We start from the raw sequence: 19,974 nt of genomic DNA, 5'->3' as shown, positions 1-19,974 counted from the left end.
CCCGCCGCTAAAAAATGTAGTATTTCTAAACCATTTAAAGGCGCGATTCACCATTTGACAATATTTCTCCGGGAATGCGGGACATTTAATCCGTAATTTTGTTCATTACGTAGCTTTAAAAGAAAACTTTATATCGTTAATATAAAATGTTGCAATTCCTCAAATATGTGCTCGCTACTTTTGTCGGCATCATCTTGTTTCTCTTCCTCTCTTTCTTCATTTTAGTCGGAATTGGTTCGATGTTCTCTTCTGATGATGAAGTGACGATCAACGAAAAATCCGTCCTCAAACTCGATCTGAATCAGCCTATTGCAGAAGTAGGCGTTGAAAATCCCTTCTCTGATTTCGGCGGGATGTTTAGCGGGAATGAAGATGTAGTGGGCTTGAAAGACATTATCGCGGCTTTAAAAAGTGCACAGTCTGACGACAAGATCAAGGGTATTTATCTTAAAACAGAAAATCCACAGGCTGGCTGGGCTACTTTGGAAGAGATCAGAAAGCAGCTGAATGAATTTAAGAAATCAAAGAAATTCATCGTCACTTACGGCGAATCTTACTCGGAAAAAGGCTACTATCTGGCATCGGTTTCAGATAAAATATACCTTAACCCGGTGGGCGGTATTGAATGGAATGGTTTGTCTGCCGAATATAGTTTCTTCAAGGGAACATTTGACAAACTGGAAATTAAACCGCTGGTTTTCAGGGTAGGAGAATTTAAAAGCGCCATTGAAATGTTTTCCCGCCAGGATATGAGCGAGGCGAGCAAAAAGCAGTCGATCGAACTTATCACCGCGATCAATGATAATTTCCTGAAAAACATCTCTGCCTCCCGTGGCATTTCGGTTGGACAGTTGAAGAATCTGGCCGACTCCCTGGCGATTGAAAATCCAAAATCAGCATTACAATATAAATTCATCACCAATCTGGGCTACCAGGATGAACTTGATTCTTATATCAAGAAAGAGCTGAAAGTGGAAGAGAAAAAGGATATCTCTTTTGTTGGGGTAAACAAATACTTAAAAGGTCCTTCAAAAGGAGACGAAGGTGATTTCAACAAACGGATCGGTGTATTGGTGGCCGAAGGTGAGATTACCTCCGGTAAAGGCGGCGACGAAAGTATTGGTTCCGAGAAATTTGTAAAAGAACTGAAAGAAATAAGGGAAAACGATAAGATCAAGGCTGTTGTGATCCGCATTAATTCTCCGGGCGGAAGTGCATTGGCTTCGGACGTCATGTGGAGGGAGATTAAACTGACCGCGAAAAAGAAGCCCGTAATCGCATCAATGTCCGACGTAGCCGCCTCAGGAGGCTATTATCTCGCAATGGGCTGCGATACGATCGTTGCGCAACCCAACACGATTACAGGCTCTATCGGGATTTTCGGACTCGTTTTCAATGTAACCGATTTCATGAACAACAAGCTGGGTATTACATTCGACGGTGTGGGTACAAGTCCACACGCCGACTGGCCAACAGCGACGCGCGAAATGACCGAATTTGAAAAGTCAATGATCCAGAGAAGCGTAAATGAAGGCTACGAAACCTTCACCAGGAAAGCGGCGGAAGGCAGAAAAATGTCGATTGAAAAATTGAAAAGTCTTGCGCAGGGCCGGGTTTGGTCGGGCGTAGAAGCGAAGGAAAACGGGCTTATCGATGTTTTAGGCGGAGTTGACGATGCAGTCAAACTAGCTGCAAAAGCCGCGAAACTGAAAGAAGGCGATTACCGGGTGCGTTACTATCCTGAAAAGAAAAAGCCTTTTGATGAATTTTTTGAGAAGATGATGGGCGATGAAGAAGAAAAGGTGACTGCCAAAAATCTCGGTGAATTGGCTCCTTACGTGAAGATGTACAAAAAGCTGATGAATATGGGCGGAACCCAGGCAAGAATGCCTTTCGAGCTTGTGATCAAATAAGCGCTAAATAAGTTATGATATAAAAAATCCCTTCTGATCGGTTTCAGAAGGGATTTTTTTATGGGGTTAGATCAACTGACTACCTTCCCCGTATGTTCATCGAGCTCCTGTCGCACGATCAGTACCGCGTGTTCATTAGGAGCAATACCTATTCCGTCCTGCTTCGCATATACCTTGGTAAACTCGGCCCCGAAATAAAGAATGATCGAAGAATAATAGATCCAGGTCAGTAAAATCACGATCGACGCCGAAGTACCATAAGCCGCGCCGAGGTCGGATTGGCCGAGGTAAAAACTGATTACGAACTTCCCGATCAAAAATAAAATTGCCGTAAAACCCGCCCCTACCATACATTCTTTCCACCGGAGCTTACCGTCGGGCAACACTTTGAAAATTACAGTGAAGAGGGAAGTGATCACTACCAGTACCAATGCGAGATTTATAATATAGAATAAAACCACAGAAGCCTCCGAAAAATAACGTTCAAGCCGGCTGCTCATCAGATCCACTACTGCACTCGCGCCCAGCGACACTACCAGTAAAAAACCCAGGGTAAGTATCATCGAAAAGGATATCAGCCTGTTTTTAAGGTATTGCAGCCACCCTTTTTTCGGTTTGGATTTAATGGACCAGATAAAATTGATGGAATCCTGCATTTCAGCAAAAACCCCCGTTGCACCAATTAGCAAGGTACCAATCCCTATTCCAGCTGCCAGTCCGGATTTGTTGGACAGCTCAGCGTTTTTCAGGATCTCCTGCAACTGCGCCGCTGCGCTCGCTCCGACAAGACCTTTGATCTGGCCAAAAAGCTCACCCTGAATTGCATCCCGGCCGAAAAATATACTGAACACCGAGATGATGACCAGCAGCATTGGTGCGAGGGAAAATATCGTATAATAGGAAAGAGCTGCACTCAACTTCAACCCATTGTCATTCATAAACTCGTTAAAGCTCTCTTTGACAAGGGAAAAGTAAAATTTGATTTGTTTCATGAATGTGACTTTCTGCCGGTTAATGACTACTCATTTACCGGAAGCCAGAAATATTCATGCCACTTATACTTTGCGGGGTAAATGGTCAAAGCAGTAAGCCTGCCAATGTTGCGGACATGTAGGAAGCCAGGGTTCCGCATATAAGCGCCTTGAAACCCAGTCTGGCCAAATCGGCGCGTCGCGTTGGCGCCAGTTCTCCGATCCCACCGACCTGAATAGCGATTGAACTGAAATTCGCGAAACCGCAAAGTGCGAAGCTCGTGATTACGACCGTTTTATGATCGAGCGTATCCTTCACCTTCACCAAGTCCAGGTAGGCTACAAATTCGTTGATCACCATTTTCGTACCCATCAGCGAGCCTGCTGTTTCAATATCCTTGCCCGGGACGCCCATTGCCCAGGCGAAAACAGAAAATACTTTTCCAAGAAGAAAATTGAAACTGAGTTGCGGAAATGAGAATAAGCCGCCGATATAACCAAGCAGATAATCGAGCAGAGCGACCAGTGCGATAAAGCCGATCAGCATGGCGATTACATTGAATCCTACTTTTAAGCCTTCGCTCGCGCCCCCTGCAATTGCGTCCAACAAGTTGGCGTGCGTTTTTTGTCTTTCTAATTTTACTGCGCCCCTCGAATCAGAATGAACAGTTTCCGGGAAAACGATTTTGGAAATAACCAATGCACCCGGTGCCGCCATTAAGCTGGCAGCGATCAGGTAGGGAGCAGGCACGCCTAATGAAATATACACCGCCATTACACCACCGGCAATACAGGCAAAACTTCCTGTCATCGACGCCATCAGTTCTGAGTTGGTCATATTTTTCAGGTAAGGCTTGATCATGATCTGCGCCTCCACTTGCCCGACGAATGTGCTGGCTACATTGGAAAGCGCCTCTACCCCACTCACGCCCATTAACCAATAAACACCTTTTGCAATAAATGAAACGACACGCTGCATGATACCCAGGTGGTACAGCATATTCACCAATACGGCCACGAAAATGATCGTGGGGATAATCTTGAAGAAGAAAACGAAATCGTTGCCCGGGCCGAAAGCGCGCTGCATCAGGTCGGGCCTGACCAGGGAGCTGAAAACAAACTCGGCACCCTTATCTGAGAAGGAAAGCAGTTTCTGCACTTTTTCACCCAACCACTGAAAAATAGCCTGACCTATATCTGTACGAAGAATAAAAACAGCCAGTCCGAATTGAAGACCCAGGCCTACTCCGACAGTACGGTAATTAATTGCTTTTCTGTTATTTGACATTGCAAAAGCAATACCGAGGATCAGCAAAATACCGAGCAGTCCTGTAAATCTTTCCATAAATATTTAGTCATCACTTTTTACCAAAAGGTGCAAAATAACAACAAAATACCAGTATGTAACATGAGGTTTGAAATATCAGGAATCAGCTCAATTATTTAGAGTTTTTGTCTGATTGTGCAAGTACTTCGACGCTGTCAGCGTGGCGGTGAACGATTTTCCAGGCTTCGTTTTCTTTCCGAAAAACGACAGTTACCTGTAAATCCCGCGTTTCTCCATTCGCCAGTTTGTAGTGTTCTTTTTGCAAAAGATAAGCCTGCTGCTCACCCTGGTCGCTGGCTATTTTCTCGAAGGAATACGTATCCACTTTCGAAACAGGTTCTTTCATAGCACCCAGACTGGCTTCTATCTCTTTCCAGCCTTTCAGCGCTGTATTATTGTCGTCTCCGAAGATCGTAACTTCCTCCGATTGCAGCCACATGGATTTGAATAACTGAGGATCTCCATTGGCCATTTCAAGATTTGCCTGCTGCAGTAGTGTAATAGTTTCGTCAAAAGAAGGTGCAGCTTCCTGTTTCAAGGGTACCATATCCCGGATACGATCCGGCAAAAAAGGCTGGCTGCTCTCCTTCGCTTTGGTTCTGTATTTAAATGATGATGCTAAAATGATGAGGAGGATGAAGACTGCGATATTCTTTTTCATGGCTAATAAACTATTTACTACTTAAATCCTTAATACAAATATCTTATTGAATATACTGAGAAAATAGAGTATAAATACCTGATTATTGCCCGCTATCTCACTTATATACGCCTTTTTACACCAAAAAGTATACATACGCCAAATAAAAAAGGGAAGTGAATAAATTCACTTCCCTTGCAAACGGTTACAAAACTAATCTTCTAATATCCCAGGATCGGTGACAACCACTTTTCGGTGTCTTCCAGGGACATATCTTTTCTCCGCGCATAATCCTCAACCTGGTCCTTGAATATCTTTCCAACTGGGAAATACCGGCTGTCGGGGTGAGAGAAATACCAGCCACTTACGCTGCTGGCAGGATACATCGCAAAACTCTCGGTTAACTCGATACCAATGCTTTCCGCATCCAGCAAGTCGAATAACGCCCTTTTCTCAGTGTGATCCGGGCAAGCCGGATAGCCCGGAGCGGGACGGATACCCTTATACGCTTCCTTGATCAGCTCTTCGTTTGATAGGGTTTCACTTTTATCATAACCCCACAGTTCCTTCCGTACCTTTTCATGCATCAATTCAGCAAGCGCTTCCACAAGCCGATCAGCTAATGCTTTGACCATGATGCTGTTATAATCATCCTGGTCTTTCTCAAACTTATCAACAAGCGCCTCAATACCGACACCGGCAGTGACTGCAAATCCTCCAAGATAATCCGTGTGACCAGATTTGAGTGGCGCAATGAAATCCGACAGGCAATAATTGGCCAGATTGGAAGCTTTCTGGCTTTGCTGACGCAAATGGTGCAGCACCACGGCGGTTTCGGCTACCAGCTCGCCCGAATTCAGATTTTCCTGTCCGTGCTGGCTGATCTTGTATTCAATATGGTTGTGAGAGCCGTGACGCTCGCAAGGCACCTCGCGGGTTTCCTCTTCAAAATGATGCAGTACAATATCATCCTGAATAGAATTGGCAGGCCAAAAACCTACTACTGCTTTTGCTTTCAACGTTTTGTCCCGGATAATCTCACCCAGAAGCACAGCTGCATCCTCGAACAGTTTAATTGCCTCAGTACCTACCACTTTGTCTTCAAATATCTTGGGATATTTTCCGTGCAGCTGCCAGGTCTGGAAAAATGGAGTCCAGTCAATGTATTTGGCAATATCTGCCAGGTCGTAATCGTCGTAAACCCTCGTTCCCAGAAACTGAGGCTTGGTGGCTACGAAATTTTTCCAGTCAATTTTCGCCTTATTTTCACGCGCTTTTTCAATGCTGATATGCGCTTTTTCTCCGCCGCGTTTTGCATGATCGTCGCGTAGTTTCGCATATTCTGCTTTAATATCCGCCAAAACTCCTGCCTGGCTGCTTTCGCTCTGAATCAGCTTCCCAGCCACCGGCACCGAGCGTGAAGCGTCCAATACGTGAATGACTGGACCGGAATAATTCGGATCGATTTTAACCGCAGTGTGAATGCGCGAAGTGGTAGCTCCACCGATCAAAAGTGGCGTTTTCAGGTTCCTGCGCTCCATTTCTTTGGCTACGCCCACCATCTCGTCAAGCGACGGGGTGATCAGGCCAGACAGACCGATAATATCTACATTGTGCTCCAATGCAGCTGCCAGGATCTTATCAGTAGGTACCATTACGCCCAGATCGATGATCTCGTAATTGTTACAGCCTAATACCACACCCACGATATTTTTGCCGATATCATGCACGTCGCCCTTTACAGTAGCCAGCAATATCTTGCCCGCAGAACTTCCTCCGCCGGATTTCTCCGCTTCTATAAAAGGTTGCAGATAAGCCACGGCTTTCTTCATCACTCTGGCCGATTTCACAACCTGCGGTAAAAACATTTTGCCTTCTCCAAAAAGGTCACCCACAATGCTCATTCCATCCATTAGAGGCCCCTCAATGACCTCCAACGGGCGACTGAACAAGTGCCGGCATTCTTCAATATCTTCATCAATATAATCCGCCATACCTTTTACCAAAGCGTGAGAAATACGCTCTTTTACAGGCAGTTGTCGCCAGCTCAGGTCGGGGCCGCTTGCCGATTTACCTTTATCTTTAACAGTTTCCGCATAATTGACCAGCCGCTCGGTTGCATCCTGGCGACGGTTCAACAATACGTCCTCAACCAGTTCCAGCACGTCCTTCGGGATCTCATCATAAATACCTATTTGTGCAGCATTCACGATTCCCATATCCATTCCCGCCCTGATCGCGTGGTATAAAAATGCAGTGTGGATCGCCTCGCGCACGGGCTCATTTCCCCGAAAACTGAATGATACGTTGGATACTCCGCCGGATACTTTTGCATGCGGCAAATTCTCTTTGATCCAGCGAACTGCGTTAATAAAGTCGACCGCGTAATTATTATGTTCTTCCATTCCCGTCGCGACGGTCAGGATATTCGGGTCAAAAATGATATCCTCGGCAGGGAAACCAACTTCTTCTACCAGAATTTTATAAGCTCTTGAACAAATTTCGATTCGGCGTTCCAGGTTATCAGCCTGCCCCTGCTCATCAAATGCCATTACAACCGCAGCAGCTCCATAGCGCAATACGGTTTTCGCCGATTCCTTGAATTTTTCTTCGCCTTCTTTTAAAGAAATAGAGTTTACAATCGACTTACCCTGCACACATTTTAAACCTGATTCAATTACTTCCCATTTGGAAGAATCGATCATCAGCGGCACTTTTGAAATATCCGGTTCAGATACGATCAGGTTGATAAAAGTTTTCATCGCTTCCACCCCATCAATCATCCCTTCATCCAAATTCACGTCGATCACCTGCGCGCCGCTTTCAACCTGCTCGCGGGCAATGCTCAGCGCTTCATCGTATTTACCTTCGCGGATCAGCCGGGCAAATTTCTTCGAACCCGTTACATTACAACGTTCCCCGATATTCACAAAATTGGTCAACGCAGTGATCTTAACAGGCTCCAAACCAGACAGTTTCATAACAGTCTCGGGCTCAGGAAGCAATCTCGGAGCATGTTTTTTGGCAAGATCAGCGATTACCCGGATATGGTCCGGCGTAGTTCCGCAGCAGCCACCGATGATATTGATCAGGTTATCTTTCAAAAATCCGTCGATCACTTCCCCCATTTGTTCCGGCGACTCGTCGTACTCGCCCATTTCATTGGGTAACCCGGCATTTGGGTGCGCAGACGTGTAAAAAGGAGATTCTTTGGCCAAAATCTGCACATAAGGACGCATTAAATCCGCTCCCAATGCACAGTTCAAGCCCACTGATAATAGCGGCAAATGCGAGACCGAAGTCAAAAACGCCTCTGTCGTCTGACCAGATAAGGTACGCCCGGAAGCATCTGTGATCGTTCCCGAAATCATTACAGGAAGCGGTTGTCCGGGAATGTTCTTCCAGGAATCCAGCCGCTCTACTTTGCCATTTTTCGCGTCTACAAAGAATTGATCGATCGCGAAAAGTGCAGCTTTTGCGTTCAGGGTATCGAATATAGTTTCCACCAAAAGCAAGTCGCATCCTCCGTCGGTTAATCCCTTAATTTGCTCATAATATGCTGTTACCAACTGATCGAAGCTGATCGCGCGGTAACCAGGGTTGTTGACATCAGGTGAAAGTGAGGCGGTACGGTTGGTTGGACCCATCGAACCTGCCACAAACCTGGGTTTTTCTGGCTCTCTTTCGGTGAATTCATCTGCAACTTCCCGGGCCAGTCTGGCCGATTCGTAGTTCAGTTCGTAAACCAGCTCTTCCATTCCATAATCCGCCATCGCGATCGTGGTTCCGGAGAAAGTGTTGGTCTCGGCAATATCTGCACCGGCTTCAAAATAAGCGGCGTGAATTTCCTTGATAATATCCGGGCGGGTCAGCGAAAGCAAATCATTATTTCCTTTCACATCCTGAGGCCAGTCCGCGAATCGGTCGCCTCTGTAATCGTGATCCTCCAATTTATATCGCTGGATCATCGTACCCATAGCGCCGTCCAATACCAGAATACGGTTTTTCAGAATTTCGCGAATTTCCGCCTTGTCAGTTGCTACCATTTTATATATGCGTTTATTAAGTTCTGGTGATAGGTGCCCAAAAGAGAGACCTCGATAGTTACAAATTTAGCTCAATAGATTTTTTATTCAATAAAATGAAAAATATCAGACTAAATGTCTGCGTATATCCTATTCGATACACTATTTATCTATATTCGAACCCTTGTTGAATTGAATTAAGATATTCTATCTATGTATAATTTGGATGAAACTGATGCCAAAATCCTGCATTTGCTGCAACAGGATGCAACTTTGAAAACACGTGAATTGTCGGAAAAGTTAAACTTATCCTACACGCCCGTTTACGAACGCGTGCGCAGACTCGAAAAAGAAGGTGTCATCCGGAAATATGTCGCGCTGGTCGACAGGGAAAAAGTTGGTAAAAAGCTCATGGCGTTTTGCAATATCGCTTTAAAAGAGCATTCCAAGAATATGGGAGAAAAATTTGTGAAGGCAGTCACCGCGATGCCCGAGGTAATGGAATGCTTTAATATATCCGGTGATTATGATTTTTTGTTAAAAGTCGTGGTCGACGATATGTCCCAGTATCAGCAATTTTTAATGCAAAAACTGGGATCTCTTGAAAACATCGGCAGTACACATAGTCTGTTTGTAATGGGCGAGATCAAAAATTCTTCCGCCCTGGAAATGCTTTCTGGCAAAAAATAATCTGACACTGCAACATATCGTCGAAGGCCGGCGTAATTGTATTCAAGCGATAAATCACTGACAATTTCGACCCCCTTACATTGCTATTTGGAAGAAAAATATCATTTAGTGAGAACGACTTCGACTCCGTCGTGGCTGCGTGCATTTCCGGTAACAACCAGGCGCAGCGGTACCTCTACAAACAGTTCTTCGGCTATTCCAAAAGCATTTGTCTGAGATACACTTCCACCACAGAGGAAGCGGAAGAAGTTCTAAATGAAGGGTTTTTAAAAGTCTTCAAGAATCTGGAAAAATACGATTCGAACCATCCTTTCAAAGCGTGGTTGCGAACGATTATGGTAAATACTGCCATCAGCTATTACAGGAAGCACAAAAAGCATAGTGAAGATGTGATTTCGCTGGAAGATGCACCTTACCCCAAGTTCGAAGAAGATGTGATTTCGCAGATTACCGCGGACGAAATCCTCGCAATTATTCAGAAAATAAAACCGGTTTACAAAAACGTTTTTTTACTATATGTAGTCGATGGCTACAATCACCGGGAGATCGCAGACTTATTGCAAATCAATGAGGCGACGGTACGTTCTCATTATGTGCGTGCGAGAGCCCGGTTACAGCATTTAATCAAACAATATTACCCACATCTGTTTCCAAGCGATTGGGCGGTAAAGTCATTCAGAGGAAATGAAAACTAGTCAATTTGAGAATACTATACGTCAGAAATTAGAGAGTATTGAACCCGACTTTCAGGAAGCGGACTGGGCGAAAATGCAGAAATTCATGCATGCGCAGTCACCGCCGACGTTCTGGCAGCAGCATAGTTCATGGATCGGGTACGCGGCCGCAGCTTCGGTTTCGGTGGTAATGGCGTTTCTGTACGTCAACCAGCTCTCGCAAAATAATAATCTGGTTGCAGATGTAAAAAATCTCAAAAACCAGATTGAAGTGATCCGGCAACAACCTTTACAGGTTCCGAAAGCTGATACGGTGTACCTAGTACAGGCTCCGGCAGCTGGCGAGGAACACATTGATTACCAAGTAGGTAGTACCCCAAATAAAGAGCGATTCTCTAAGAAAGCGAATCAGTCAGTTTTGGCTAAATCCGATGCGGGAGAATCGCGCAAGAGAACGGACGGAGCCAGCGACCTGGCTTTCAGCGGAAGAACACTACCCGCCTATTCCGGCGAAGTGACATTTGAAAATAGGGTTAAAAATGCACTTGACGATCATATTACGGGGGCAAATCAAAACGTTGCCATTTCGGAAAATACGATTGGCAATGCAGCAGGCGAATCTCCGGTTTTGAGTAATATCAATCTGGATCTGGCGGCTCCTCCCACCAATGCTTCTTTCATCTCAAATAATGGGTCTGTAATATCAAGAAAGATGAATTACAGTCTGGTTAGCAGACTCTCTAACAGACAAATCTATAAAATCACCCAGTTCAATAACGTGCAGATAGCCAAGGCTACCGTTTCTAATAAGAAGGTAGAAAAGACTACAAAAGCAGAAAATGTGGTCCCGAGATTCAATATCAAATCGCCTTACCGTTTCGGCGGCGGGGTACAACTTGAAAGTAATGGTATTGCTAAAACTGTTGTGGGAGAAGTGCTGGTAGGAAAGAGATTTTCGATCACAGCCGGGATCAGCTGGCTGAAAGTGAAGCCGATGGAGTTTTTGACAGATAAGGTATTTAAAGAAAAGATCCGCAAAGATTTCCGAAGATCACACCCGGGCGAAGTGCCGCTGGCGCTCGACGTTTACAATATCAAAGTCGATCCGACTTTGGTCCAAATCCCGCTCACAGTAGCATTCCGGAACAATATGAAAGACAACTGGGCTTACTATGCCGGCGCCGGGACCAGCGTGACCATCAAATCACGAGAGAAAGTTTCATTCGATTGCGTCGCTCCGAACAGGGAACATTTTACCAAAGAATTTGACAAAAAAACAAATACACCTACCGTAGGCTCCGTCAATTTTTCTATCGGAATTGAGAAAACCTGGCACCCGATTGTAGTACAAGCGGAGGGATATCTTTACACCTATTTTACACCACTCACCCCACTTAGTACCTCCACCGGACCAGGCGTAAAATTGAAGGTATTATATCAGATAGGCGGAAAAATGTAAGTGATAACCGGCCAAGTTTAGAAGGTATTCCTGCATTTGTGTCGTGAAAACCCTATTTTTGGTTTTTATTTACTCCCCTATTATTAGCTTCCTTGAAATTCGCTGCAATAGATATAGGATCAAATGGTGCCCGCATGCAAATATCTTCGGTATTGCATGACGCCGGTGTTTCCCGTTTCAAAAAGATAGAATATGTTCGATTCCCGCTCCGGCTGGGTCACGACGTATTCACAGAAGGCCGGATCTCTGAAATGAGCGAGGACCGCATGATGAAACTCATGCTCGCCTACCAACTCCTAATGGAACTTCACGAAGTAGACGATCTCATGGCCTGCTCCACTTCCGCCATGCGTGAAGCCAATAATGGTCTGGAAGTACGCGACCGGATCGAACAGCGCACTGGTATTCATATTCAGATTATTGATGGACAACGTGAAGCGGAGCTGGTTAACAATGTGGTTGTCAAATCACTGAGCGACGGACAATATCTTCATATTGACGTAGGCGGTGGCAGTACGGAGCTGAATTTGTACAAAGACCGCGTGAAGATCAATGCAAAATCGTTCAAACTAGGCTCGGTAAGGTTACTAGAAGGAACGGAATCAAAGAATTCCTGGCAGAAGATCAAAGAGTGGATCAACCAGAATGTAGATTACAGCCTGCCTATTGAAGCGGTGGGAACAGGTGGAAACATTAATAAACTTTTTGACCTTTCTTCCAAACTCACCGAAAGCTCAACTAGCCTCGACGAGATTTTAAGAATGCGCGATTACATTTCGCAATTCACACTCGATGAACGTATTAACAAATTACAGCTCAACCCGGACCGGGCAGATGTAATTGTTCCTGCGGGAGATATTTACACTTCTGCGATGAAATGGGCTGGCGCTGAAGTTATTCACGTTCCCGACGTCGGCCTCAAAGATGGAATGCTGCAATTGCTTTATGACCGGGCGTGCCGGAGGAAAAAGATCAGCTAACCACAATCGTTTAAATCCTATTCTGAGATAACCGTACTGGTCGGCGTGGCTTTCACGCGGTTCAGCTGAAAGTATTTTTTCAGCTTGATAAATGGATTCTCGAACAAATACCATGAAACCGTAGCCAGAAGGATCAGTACGACCAGGCTCACCATTTTTAGGGAGTTCTCTGAGAATGTGAGGGTTATATGCAGGAAACGGTGCAGGAATTTGATAATAAAAGGCACTACCAGCGTCGGTACCAGCATGTGATATACATACAGTCCGTAACTGATACGACCAATATGCCGCATAAATCCATTGTCCAATACTTTCCCGAAAATCGAAGGAAATCCCTTTTTGTAACTGGCGCCTGCTACAAGATACAGACAGAATAAAGATATTGAAGTCCGGAAAAACAGCGTTTTCAGCCAGGAATCGGTATTATTAAAACAGATATACAGGAAAACTGCCAGTCCTATCAGCGCCAGGATACTTAGTAATTTCCTGAACTTCTCAACGGATTTATCATAGTAGCTCACGTAAGCCCAGATAGCCCCCAGCCCAAAAGCATCCAGACAAGTTGGCATTAGTACACCGTCGCTGTAACCCAGCACACCCAATATCCCCCGCGACGCTATTCCCAGGACAACGGTTCCTATTAATGTACCTTTCAGAAATCGTTGCGGCACCATCAACACCACAAAAGGCCATATAATATAGAATTGTTCCTCCACCGCCAGCGACCAAAAAGGCGAAAGTACGTCGGACCAGTCGTGCAGCTTTTCGATCAGAAAATTGGAAATATAGAGCAGATAATACAGCGGATAATCATATAACCGACTGGGTACCTGCGGAATAAAGTCAATATACTGAATACACCAGATCACAAGTAAGGTCAGGTAATACAGCGGAAAAATCCGCAATATCCTACGGAACATGAAGTTTTTGTAAGTAGCGCCCAATCCGTGGGTAGCGAGGTGATTCCGGTTGGCGAGGAGAATGCGGGTGATCAGAAATCCGCTCAGAACAAAGAATAATGTAACGCCGACGGGGCCATTTGCAATCACATTAATGCCCTCGCCCTCCGGAAACCAGTGAAACAAAACTACGAGGGCAACCGCAAACGCCCTTAACCCATCAAGTTGAGAAATATACTCCTGCTGCTTCTGCATGTGTGCCATTTATAACACACCAAAGAACGTGATTAATTGGTAAAAATTCAGCTTAATATTTTTACCGGCTTGTGATCTTCATCCAGTGCCACGAATGTAAAAATGCCCGTAACTGCTTTCTCGCGGCCTTCTTCATACATTTTTTCAACAAAAATATCGACTCTGACCTTCATACTCGTATTGCCCACTGTCTCCACCCGGCCCACCAGCTCAATGATCGTCCCGGCAGGAATAGGATGTGTAAAATCAATGCGATCTGAAGAAACGGTCACACAACGGAGTCGCGAAAACCGGGTAGCCGTGATAAAAGCCACTTCGTCCATCATAGACAAAGCCGTACCCCCGAAAAGGGTATCGTAATGGTTGGTATTATTTGGAAAAACGGTCTTAAAAACACGACTTTCCGAGGCGGAGATTTTTTCTTCCAGGTTCATGGGGGGGTAGTGTTCGAAGTGGTTTGGGTGGTTCGGAGTGGTTCGGGGTGGTTCGGAGTTGTTTGGGGTGGTTCGGGGTGAGTTCGGGTGGTTCGGAGTTGTTCGAGTTCGTTTAGGGTGGATTTGGTTGGTTGGAGTTGTTTGATGTGTTTTAATTTCAATCTAAAACACTAGCAACAATCTATCAGTCCCCAAACAATTCCATACAACCCCGAACCATCCCGAACAATTCCAACCCACCACAAACTACCAAAACAATCTCGAACCACCCCGAACAATCCCGAACCACTTCGAACACTACCTCCCCGCCAAACCTTCCCGCAGCAAGCCACCCGCAACTATCATATTCCGCAATGCCGCCTCGGTTTCGGGCCATTGTCTGGTTTTTAGGCCGCAGTCCGGATTTACCCAGAGGTTGCGGGCGGGGATTACTTTTAATGCTTTTTCAAGAAGTAATACCATTTCGTCGACGGTAGGGACGCGGGGGGAATGAATATCGTACACGCCCGGACCTATTTCGTTGGGGTAATTGAAGTTTGCGAAAGCGTCCAGCAGTTCCATTTGTGAGCGCGAAGTTTCGATCGTGATTACATCCGCGTCCATTGCGGCGATCGAATCAATGATATCATTGAACTCCGAATAGCACATGTGCGTGTGGATCTGCGTCTGGTCGGCGACACCCGCTGCGCTCAACCTGAATGCATCAACCGCCCATTTCAGGTATGCCGACCAATTTGTTTTTCGCAAAGGAAGTCCCTCGCGGATCGCCGGCTCGTCAATCTGGATCACTTTGATACCCGCTTTTTCGAGATCCACTACTTCGTCGCGAATCGCGAGGCCGATCTGGAATGCGGTGTCTTTTCTGGGCTGATCGTCGCGTACGAAAGACCATTGCAAAATCGTAACCGGGCCAGTCAGCATTCCTTTTACCAGTTTCTGAGAATTCGCCTGCGCAAAAGCCGACCATTTAACCGTCATAGGCGCGGGTCTTTCCACGTCACCATAAATCACCGGCGGCTTCACGCAGCGACTTCCGTAACTCTGCACCCAGCCATTTTGTGTAAAAACGAACCCGGAAAGACTCTCTCCGAAATATTCGACCATATCGTTCCGCTCAAATTCGCCATGAACCAGCACATCAATACCCAGATCTTCCTGCCAGCGCAGCGAGCGCACAATTTCTTCGCGAATGCGGGTTTCGTACTCTTCCAATGTCAACAGATTCTTTTTCATGTTCGCGCGCAGCAAACGTACCTCGTCGGTTTGCGGAAATGAGCCGATCGTCGTTGAAGGGAAAAGTGGCAGTTTCAGTTTTTCGAGCTGGATCTGTTGTCGTATTTCAAAGTTATTCAAACGGTTGAAATCGGCGTCACACACTTTTGTCAATCTGTCCTCCACTTCCGGTTTGTGAATCAGCGGCGAGTTTCTCCGGGTTTCTATTGCCTTTTGGTTCTCAATAAAAGCTTTATCCAAAACCCACTCAATACTCTCTAGCCGGGCTATTTCTACTACTTCCGCCAGTTTCTGTTTCGCAAATGACATCCAGTTTTTAATATCGGGCGTCAATATCGTCTCGTCCGTTTCCAGGTCGAGATCGCAGGGACTGTGTAATAAAGACGAAGACGGAGCGATCATTAACCGGTCTTCTCCAAGTACCTGAGCCGCCGCCGAAATGAATTCCAACGACTTGCGGTAATCGTTTTTCCAGATATTCCGGCCGTCGACGACACCGAGTGACAGTTTGCGGGTTGAATTGACAAATGCTTCGTGCTCTAACAATGCACAAAGTGAGCCTGCGCCTCTGGTCAAGTCAATATGCAACGCATCGACGGGCAAGCCGGCGGCGGTATCGAGGTTATCTTCCAATGCGCCGAAATAGGTCGCAACCAGTATTTTTAATTTAGGTACCGATTTTCTGATCGCCGAATAGGCGGTTTCGAATGCCAGCTTTTGCTTCGCGGTCAAATCCAGGACCAGCGCTGGTTCGTCGAGCTGTACCCACGTTGCGCCGCGGGCGTAAAGTTCTTTCAGAATAGAAATATAAACCGGAAGCAGCTTTTCCAGCAGATCGATTTTATCAAAACCCTCTTCCTTTTCTTTACCCAACAAAAGATAAGTAACCGGCCCCAGCAGCACTGGCTTCGTGACAATACCCTTTTGCAATGCATCCTCAAATTCAAGTAATATCTTATCGGAATACTGTTTAAACTGCTGATTTTTAGTGAATTCAGGAACGAGATAGTGGTAGTTGGTATCAAACCATTTCGTCATTTCCATAGCCTTGATATCGTGCCCGTCGCGCTGGTAACCGCGCGCCATCGCAAAGTAGAGATCAAGCTCTTTATTAGACTTACCATCGAGCAGCTGGTGGTAACGCTCGGGAATGGCGCCGACTGTCAGAGAAATGTCCAGCACCTGATCATAAAGTGAAAAATCATTGGAAGGGATCAGCCCTATTCTGGCCGCTTGCTGGATCGCCCAGTTTTCGTGACGGATCTTGCGGGCAACTTTTTGCAGTTCGTCCCGGTCGATCTTACCTGCCCAGAACTTTTCGCTGGCTCTTTTCAGCTCGCGCTGGCTCCCGATACGCGGGTAGCCGAGATTGTGTGATAACATGTTACTAGTGTTTAAGAGTTAATAAAAACCCTCTGAAAACACCCTCCCATCCTGATTCAAGATCAGTACGTAACATACGTGAAGCTATTCCGGGAGGCGACGAAAAGTCTGCACCCGGGTAGTTCAAAAATATGCATGGTAAATCAATGCCTGACCAGCCTCCAACCGTGAGAGAATGGACATTGAGAGTAGCGGCAAGTCTCCTGGCTTGTATCATTTTTGCCGCCCTTCTCGTCGTTTTTGTCTCATTATAAGCTAATTAACATCTACAACAATGGGACACCTGGGCAAAAACCTGTTCCGATAATCTGAACTGATACTTACAGTAGCACGACTGCCCGTGATTTGCACACGGTTCCTTTTTAGTTTGCTGTTATTGGATGAGGGTTCCAAAAGCAAAACCACTACCCCGATTGACGGGCGTTCACAAAGAACAGCTCAAATTTAAATTGAAAATCCAAGCACCTGAGAAACGCCCCCGATTTAAGTGAAGCAAGCGAATAATCGTTTACAGCGAGGGATATTTTATCTTTTTAACCAAAAAATAAAAGGCTTCAAAAGTGATTTTTTGAAGCCTTGAGCTTCTACAAATTGAGGTAAAGCTTTAATTTATAGTATTCATATTGTGTTGATGTCAAAAAGATAAGCTTCAAACTGCTGCTTTTCCTCCATACTCGCGACACCTTCTCTTTTGCCTTCTTCCATTGCAATCCCTAATGCCAAATCTTCCTCGTCTTCGGAAAGAATATGATCCTCGCTTTTCGTCATAATGGTCTCAATTAATGTCAATTATGCGTTTTGATTCAATTCCTTCCCAGCCTCCGCATCCAATATAAATTCTGCATTTAAATGATTTTGCAAAACCGTCGCGGGGAATTCCGAAGTTACCGGGAAGGCGAGTGCGCGGGCTATTACGGGTGCTTTGGCAGCTCCGGCGCCGATCAATATCGCTGTTTTTGATTCGAGAATGTGACGGATTCCTACTGTGATCCCTTTTGTCAATGTAGTTGGCTTTTGGAAATATTTTTGCCCTACTTCGGCAGTCAGCGCGTCGAGTTCGGAAATGTGGGCGTAGGTATCCCAGGGCGTGCCGGGTTCGTTTAATGCCAAATGTCCGTTCATGCCGATCCCAAGTACGATCAGGTCCAGCCCGCCGAGGCTTTCCACGATTTTGTTGACCCGCACGCATTCCGCTTCCGGATCCATCGCCTTTCCGTCGAAGAAAACGATCTGGTTTTCACGGAAGCCGATCGGTTTCAAAAAATCCTTGTCCAGCAGATCGCGGCAGCTTCCATCATCGTCGGCGCCCATTCCGATCCATTCATCCAGACCAATATAAACGCATTGAGAAAAATCAACCAATCCTTTCTGATTTGCTGCGGCGAGCGCCCGGAACATCCCCAGCGGCGTACTCCCCGAAGGCAGGCAAATTACCGCATTCGGTTTTTTGGAAAGCAGCGCGATCACCCGGTCGGCGGCGGCGCTGCTCATCGTATTGTAGTCTGGGTAAATGCTAATTTTGGGCACCATAGTGTTCTAATCTTGATTTTTAAAGCATTCCAATCTAAACATTCTTTTCAAAGTGGTGAACATTTATCTTTAAAAAACACTAAAAACTAGCCTTCCAAACCTAACTTTACCTTTCAATCGACAATTCATTTTTTCATTACTTCTCAAAATAAAATGGAATACCGTATAGAAAAAGATACCATGGGCGAAGTGCAGGTTCCTGCTCATGTATACTGGGGTGCCCAGACGCAACGCTCTATCCAGAACTTCCCCATCGCGCAGGATATCAATAAAATGCCGAAAGAAATTATCAAGGCATTTGCGTATCTGAAAAAAGCTGCCGCGATTACCAACTATGAAGCCGGCATTCTGGATCAGGCAAAAAGTGATTTGATCGGACAGGTTTGTGACGAGATATTGACAGAGCAGCTTGATGATCAATTCCCGCTGGTTGTGTGGCAAACCGGCTCTGGTACGCAGTCGAATATGAACTGTAACGAGGTGATTGCTTATCGCGGCCACGTATTGCAGGGAGGCGACCTGGCTGATAAAACGAAATTTTTGCACCCGAATGATGATGTAAATAAGTCGCAATCTTCGAACGATACCTACCCGACTGCAATGCACATTGCAGCTTATAAAATACTGGTAGATGTTACAATTCCGGGCATTACCAAGCTACGCGATACATTGAAAGCAAAATCCGAGGCTTTCAGGAATGTGGTAAAAATCGGCCGTACCCACTTTATGGATGCTACGCCGCTGACATTGGGTCAGGAATTTTCGGGATATGCTTCCCAGCTCGACCACGGTCTGCGCGCGATTTACAATACCTTGGCCCACCTTTCTGAGCTTGCATTGGGCGGAACTGCCGTGGGTACCGGGATTAATACACCAGAAGGATATTCTGAAAACGTAGCAAAACATATTGCTTCCCTGACAGGATTACCTTTTATCACGGCTGAAAACAAATTTGAAGCTTTGGCCGCGCACGACGCGATCGTGGAAGCGCACGGGGCATTGAAAACGGTGGCGGTAAGTCTGATGAAAATCGGAAACGATATCAGAATGCTTTCTTCGGGCCCGCGCTCGGGAATTGGCGAGATACATATCCCAGACAATGAGCCGGGAAGCTCCATTATGCCGGGTAAAGTGAACCCGACGCAATGCGAGGCGATGACAATGGTGGCGGCGCAGGTAATGGGAAATGACGTGGCGATCGGTATCGGCGGCTCAAACGGACATTTTGAACTGAATGTTTTCAAACCTTTAATGGCGTATAACTTCCTGCATTCGGCAAGATTGATCGGCGATGTTTGTGTTTCATTTAATGATAATTGCGCAGTGGGAATTGAGCCGCTGCACGAGAATATCAAAAAGCACGTGAACAACTCGCTGATGCTGGTGACTGCACTGAATACAAAAATAGGTTACTACAAAGCGGCCGAGATTGCGCAAACTGCTCACAAAAATGGCTCTACGCTGAAAGAAACGGCTGTTTCACTAGGTTACCTGACACCGGAAGAGTTCGATGCCTGGGTGAAGCCAGAAGAAATGGTAGGCGATAACAAGTAGTTTTTTC

15 protein-coding genes and 1 riboswitch are annotated in these 19,974 nt (G+C 45.8%); of the genes, 6 read left to right on the top strand and 9 right to left on the bottom strand.

All coding sequences use genetic code 11. The annotated features are described in order from the left end of the window. Positions 1-146: 146 nt before the first annotated feature. A complete protein-coding gene (gene sppA / locus KOD92_RS16935; protein WP_215234758.1) occupies positions 147-1,913 on the top strand; it encodes a signal peptide peptidase SppA in 1,767 nt (588 codons plus the stop codon). Between the two features lie 71 nt (positions 1,914-1,984). Here the strand turns inward: sppA and KOD92_RS16930 are convergent, their stop codons facing one another. From KOD92_RS16930 to metH, 4 genes are all read right to left on the bottom strand, one after another. Continuing rightward, a complete protein-coding gene (locus tag KOD92_RS16930; protein ID WP_215234757.1) occupies positions 1,985-2,905 on the bottom strand; it encodes a YihY/virulence factor BrkB family protein in 921 nt (306 codons plus the stop codon). Between the two features lie 85 nt (positions 2,906-2,990). Next, positions 2,991-4,229, bottom strand: coding sequence for a NupC/NupG family nucleoside CNT transporter (locus KOD92_RS16925; protein WP_215234756.1), 1,239 nt, complete (start codon positions 4,227-4,229; stop codon positions 2,991-2,993). Positions 4,230-4,323: 94 nt separating this feature from the next. Then, positions 4,324-4,872, bottom strand: coding sequence for a nuclear transport factor 2 family protein (locus KOD92_RS16920; RefSeq protein ID WP_215234755.1), 549 nt, complete (start codon positions 4,870-4,872; stop codon positions 4,324-4,326). Positions 4,873-5,072: 200 nt separating this feature from the next. Next, positions 5,073-8,897, bottom strand: a complete 3,825-nt coding sequence (metH, locus tag KOD92_RS16915; protein ID WP_215234754.1) for a methionine synthase — start codon at positions 8,895-8,897, stop codon at positions 5,073-5,075. A 192-nt stretch (positions 8,898-9,089) separates the two neighbouring features. Here metH and KOD92_RS16910 point away from each other — a divergent pair, with 192 nt between their 5' ends. From KOD92_RS16910 to KOD92_RS16895, 4 genes are all read left to right on the top strand, one after another. After that, a complete protein-coding gene (locus KOD92_RS16910; protein WP_215234753.1) occupies positions 9,090-9,566 on the top strand; it encodes an Lrp/AsnC family transcriptional regulator in 477 nt (158 codons plus the stop codon). A gap of 80 nt (positions 9,567-9,646) precedes the next feature. Beyond that, a complete protein-coding gene (locus tag KOD92_RS16905) occupies positions 9,647-10,261 on the top strand; it encodes an RNA polymerase sigma factor (RefSeq protein ID WP_215234752.1) in 615 nt (204 codons plus the stop codon). Next, positions 10,251-11,699 carry a hypothetical protein gene (locus tag KOD92_RS16900; protein ID WP_215234751.1) on the top strand — a complete coding sequence of 483 codons (1,449 nt, stop codon included), beginning with the start codon at positions 10,251-10,253 and terminating at the stop codon, positions 11,697-11,699. The genes KOD92_RS16905 and KOD92_RS16900 overlap by 11 nt, the downstream gene beginning before the upstream one ends. 92 nt (positions 11,700-11,791) lie before the next feature. Then, the gene (locus KOD92_RS16895; protein ID WP_215234750.1) at positions 11,792-12,679 is read left to right on the top strand and encodes a Ppx/GppA phosphatase family protein; all 888 of its coding nucleotides are present in this window, start codon (positions 11,792-11,794) and stop codon (positions 12,677-12,679) included. A gap of 17 nt (positions 12,680-12,696) precedes the next feature. Here KOD92_RS16895 and KOD92_RS16890 read toward each other — a convergent pair whose 3' ends face one another. From KOD92_RS16890 to KOD92_RS16870, 5 genes are all read right to left on the bottom strand, one after another. Further along, positions 12,697-13,842: an acyltransferase family protein gene (locus KOD92_RS16890; protein WP_229254711.1), complete on the bottom strand. Its 1,146-nt coding sequence runs from the start codon at positions 13,840-13,842 to the stop codon at positions 12,697-12,699. 38 nt (positions 13,843-13,880) lie between these two features. After that, complete coding sequence (locus tag KOD92_RS16885; protein ID WP_215234749.1) at positions 13,881-14,267, bottom strand: acyl-CoA thioesterase; 387 nt, start codon at positions 14,265-14,267, stop codon at positions 13,881-13,883. Between the two features lie 297 nt (positions 14,268-14,564). Then, positions 14,565-16,883 (bottom strand): 5-methyltetrahydropteroyltriglutamate--homocysteine S-methyltransferase, encoded by a 2,319-nt coding sequence (metE, locus tag KOD92_RS16880; RefSeq protein ID WP_215234748.1) that lies wholly within the window; start codon positions 16,881-16,883, stop codon positions 14,565-14,567. A gap of 176 nt (positions 16,884-17,059) precedes the next feature. Continuing rightward, a riboswitch (cobalamin riboswitch) is annotated at positions 17,060-17,304 on the bottom strand. A gap of 197 nt (positions 17,305-17,501) precedes the next feature. Next, complete coding sequence (locus KOD92_RS16875) at positions 17,502-17,651, bottom strand: hypothetical protein (RefSeq protein WP_215234747.1); 150 nt, start codon at positions 17,649-17,651, stop codon at positions 17,502-17,504. Positions 17,652-17,672: 21 nt separating this feature from the next. Next, the gene (locus KOD92_RS16870; RefSeq protein WP_215234746.1) at positions 17,673-18,413 is read right to left on the bottom strand and encodes a 6-phosphogluconolactonase; all 741 of its coding nucleotides are present in this window, start codon (positions 18,411-18,413) and stop codon (positions 17,673-17,675) included. 153 nt (positions 18,414-18,566) lie between these two features. Here KOD92_RS16870 and fumC point away from each other — a divergent pair, with 153 nt between their 5' ends. Then, positions 18,567-19,967 carry a class II fumarate hydratase gene (gene fumC / locus KOD92_RS16865; RefSeq protein ID WP_215234745.1) on the top strand — a complete coding sequence of 467 codons (1,401 nt, stop codon included), beginning with the start codon at positions 18,567-18,569 and terminating at the stop codon, positions 19,965-19,967. Positions 19,968-19,974: the final 7 nt, after the last annotated feature.

It is taken from the genome of Dyadobacter linearis (assembly GCF_907165045.1).
Classification (GTDB): domain Bacteria; phylum Bacteroidota; class Bacteroidia; order Cytophagales; family Spirosomataceae; genus Dyadobacter; species Dyadobacter linearis.
The sequence above is the reverse complement of the archived record's forward strand: the minus strand, read 5'-3'. Positions and strand labels throughout refer to the sequence as shown.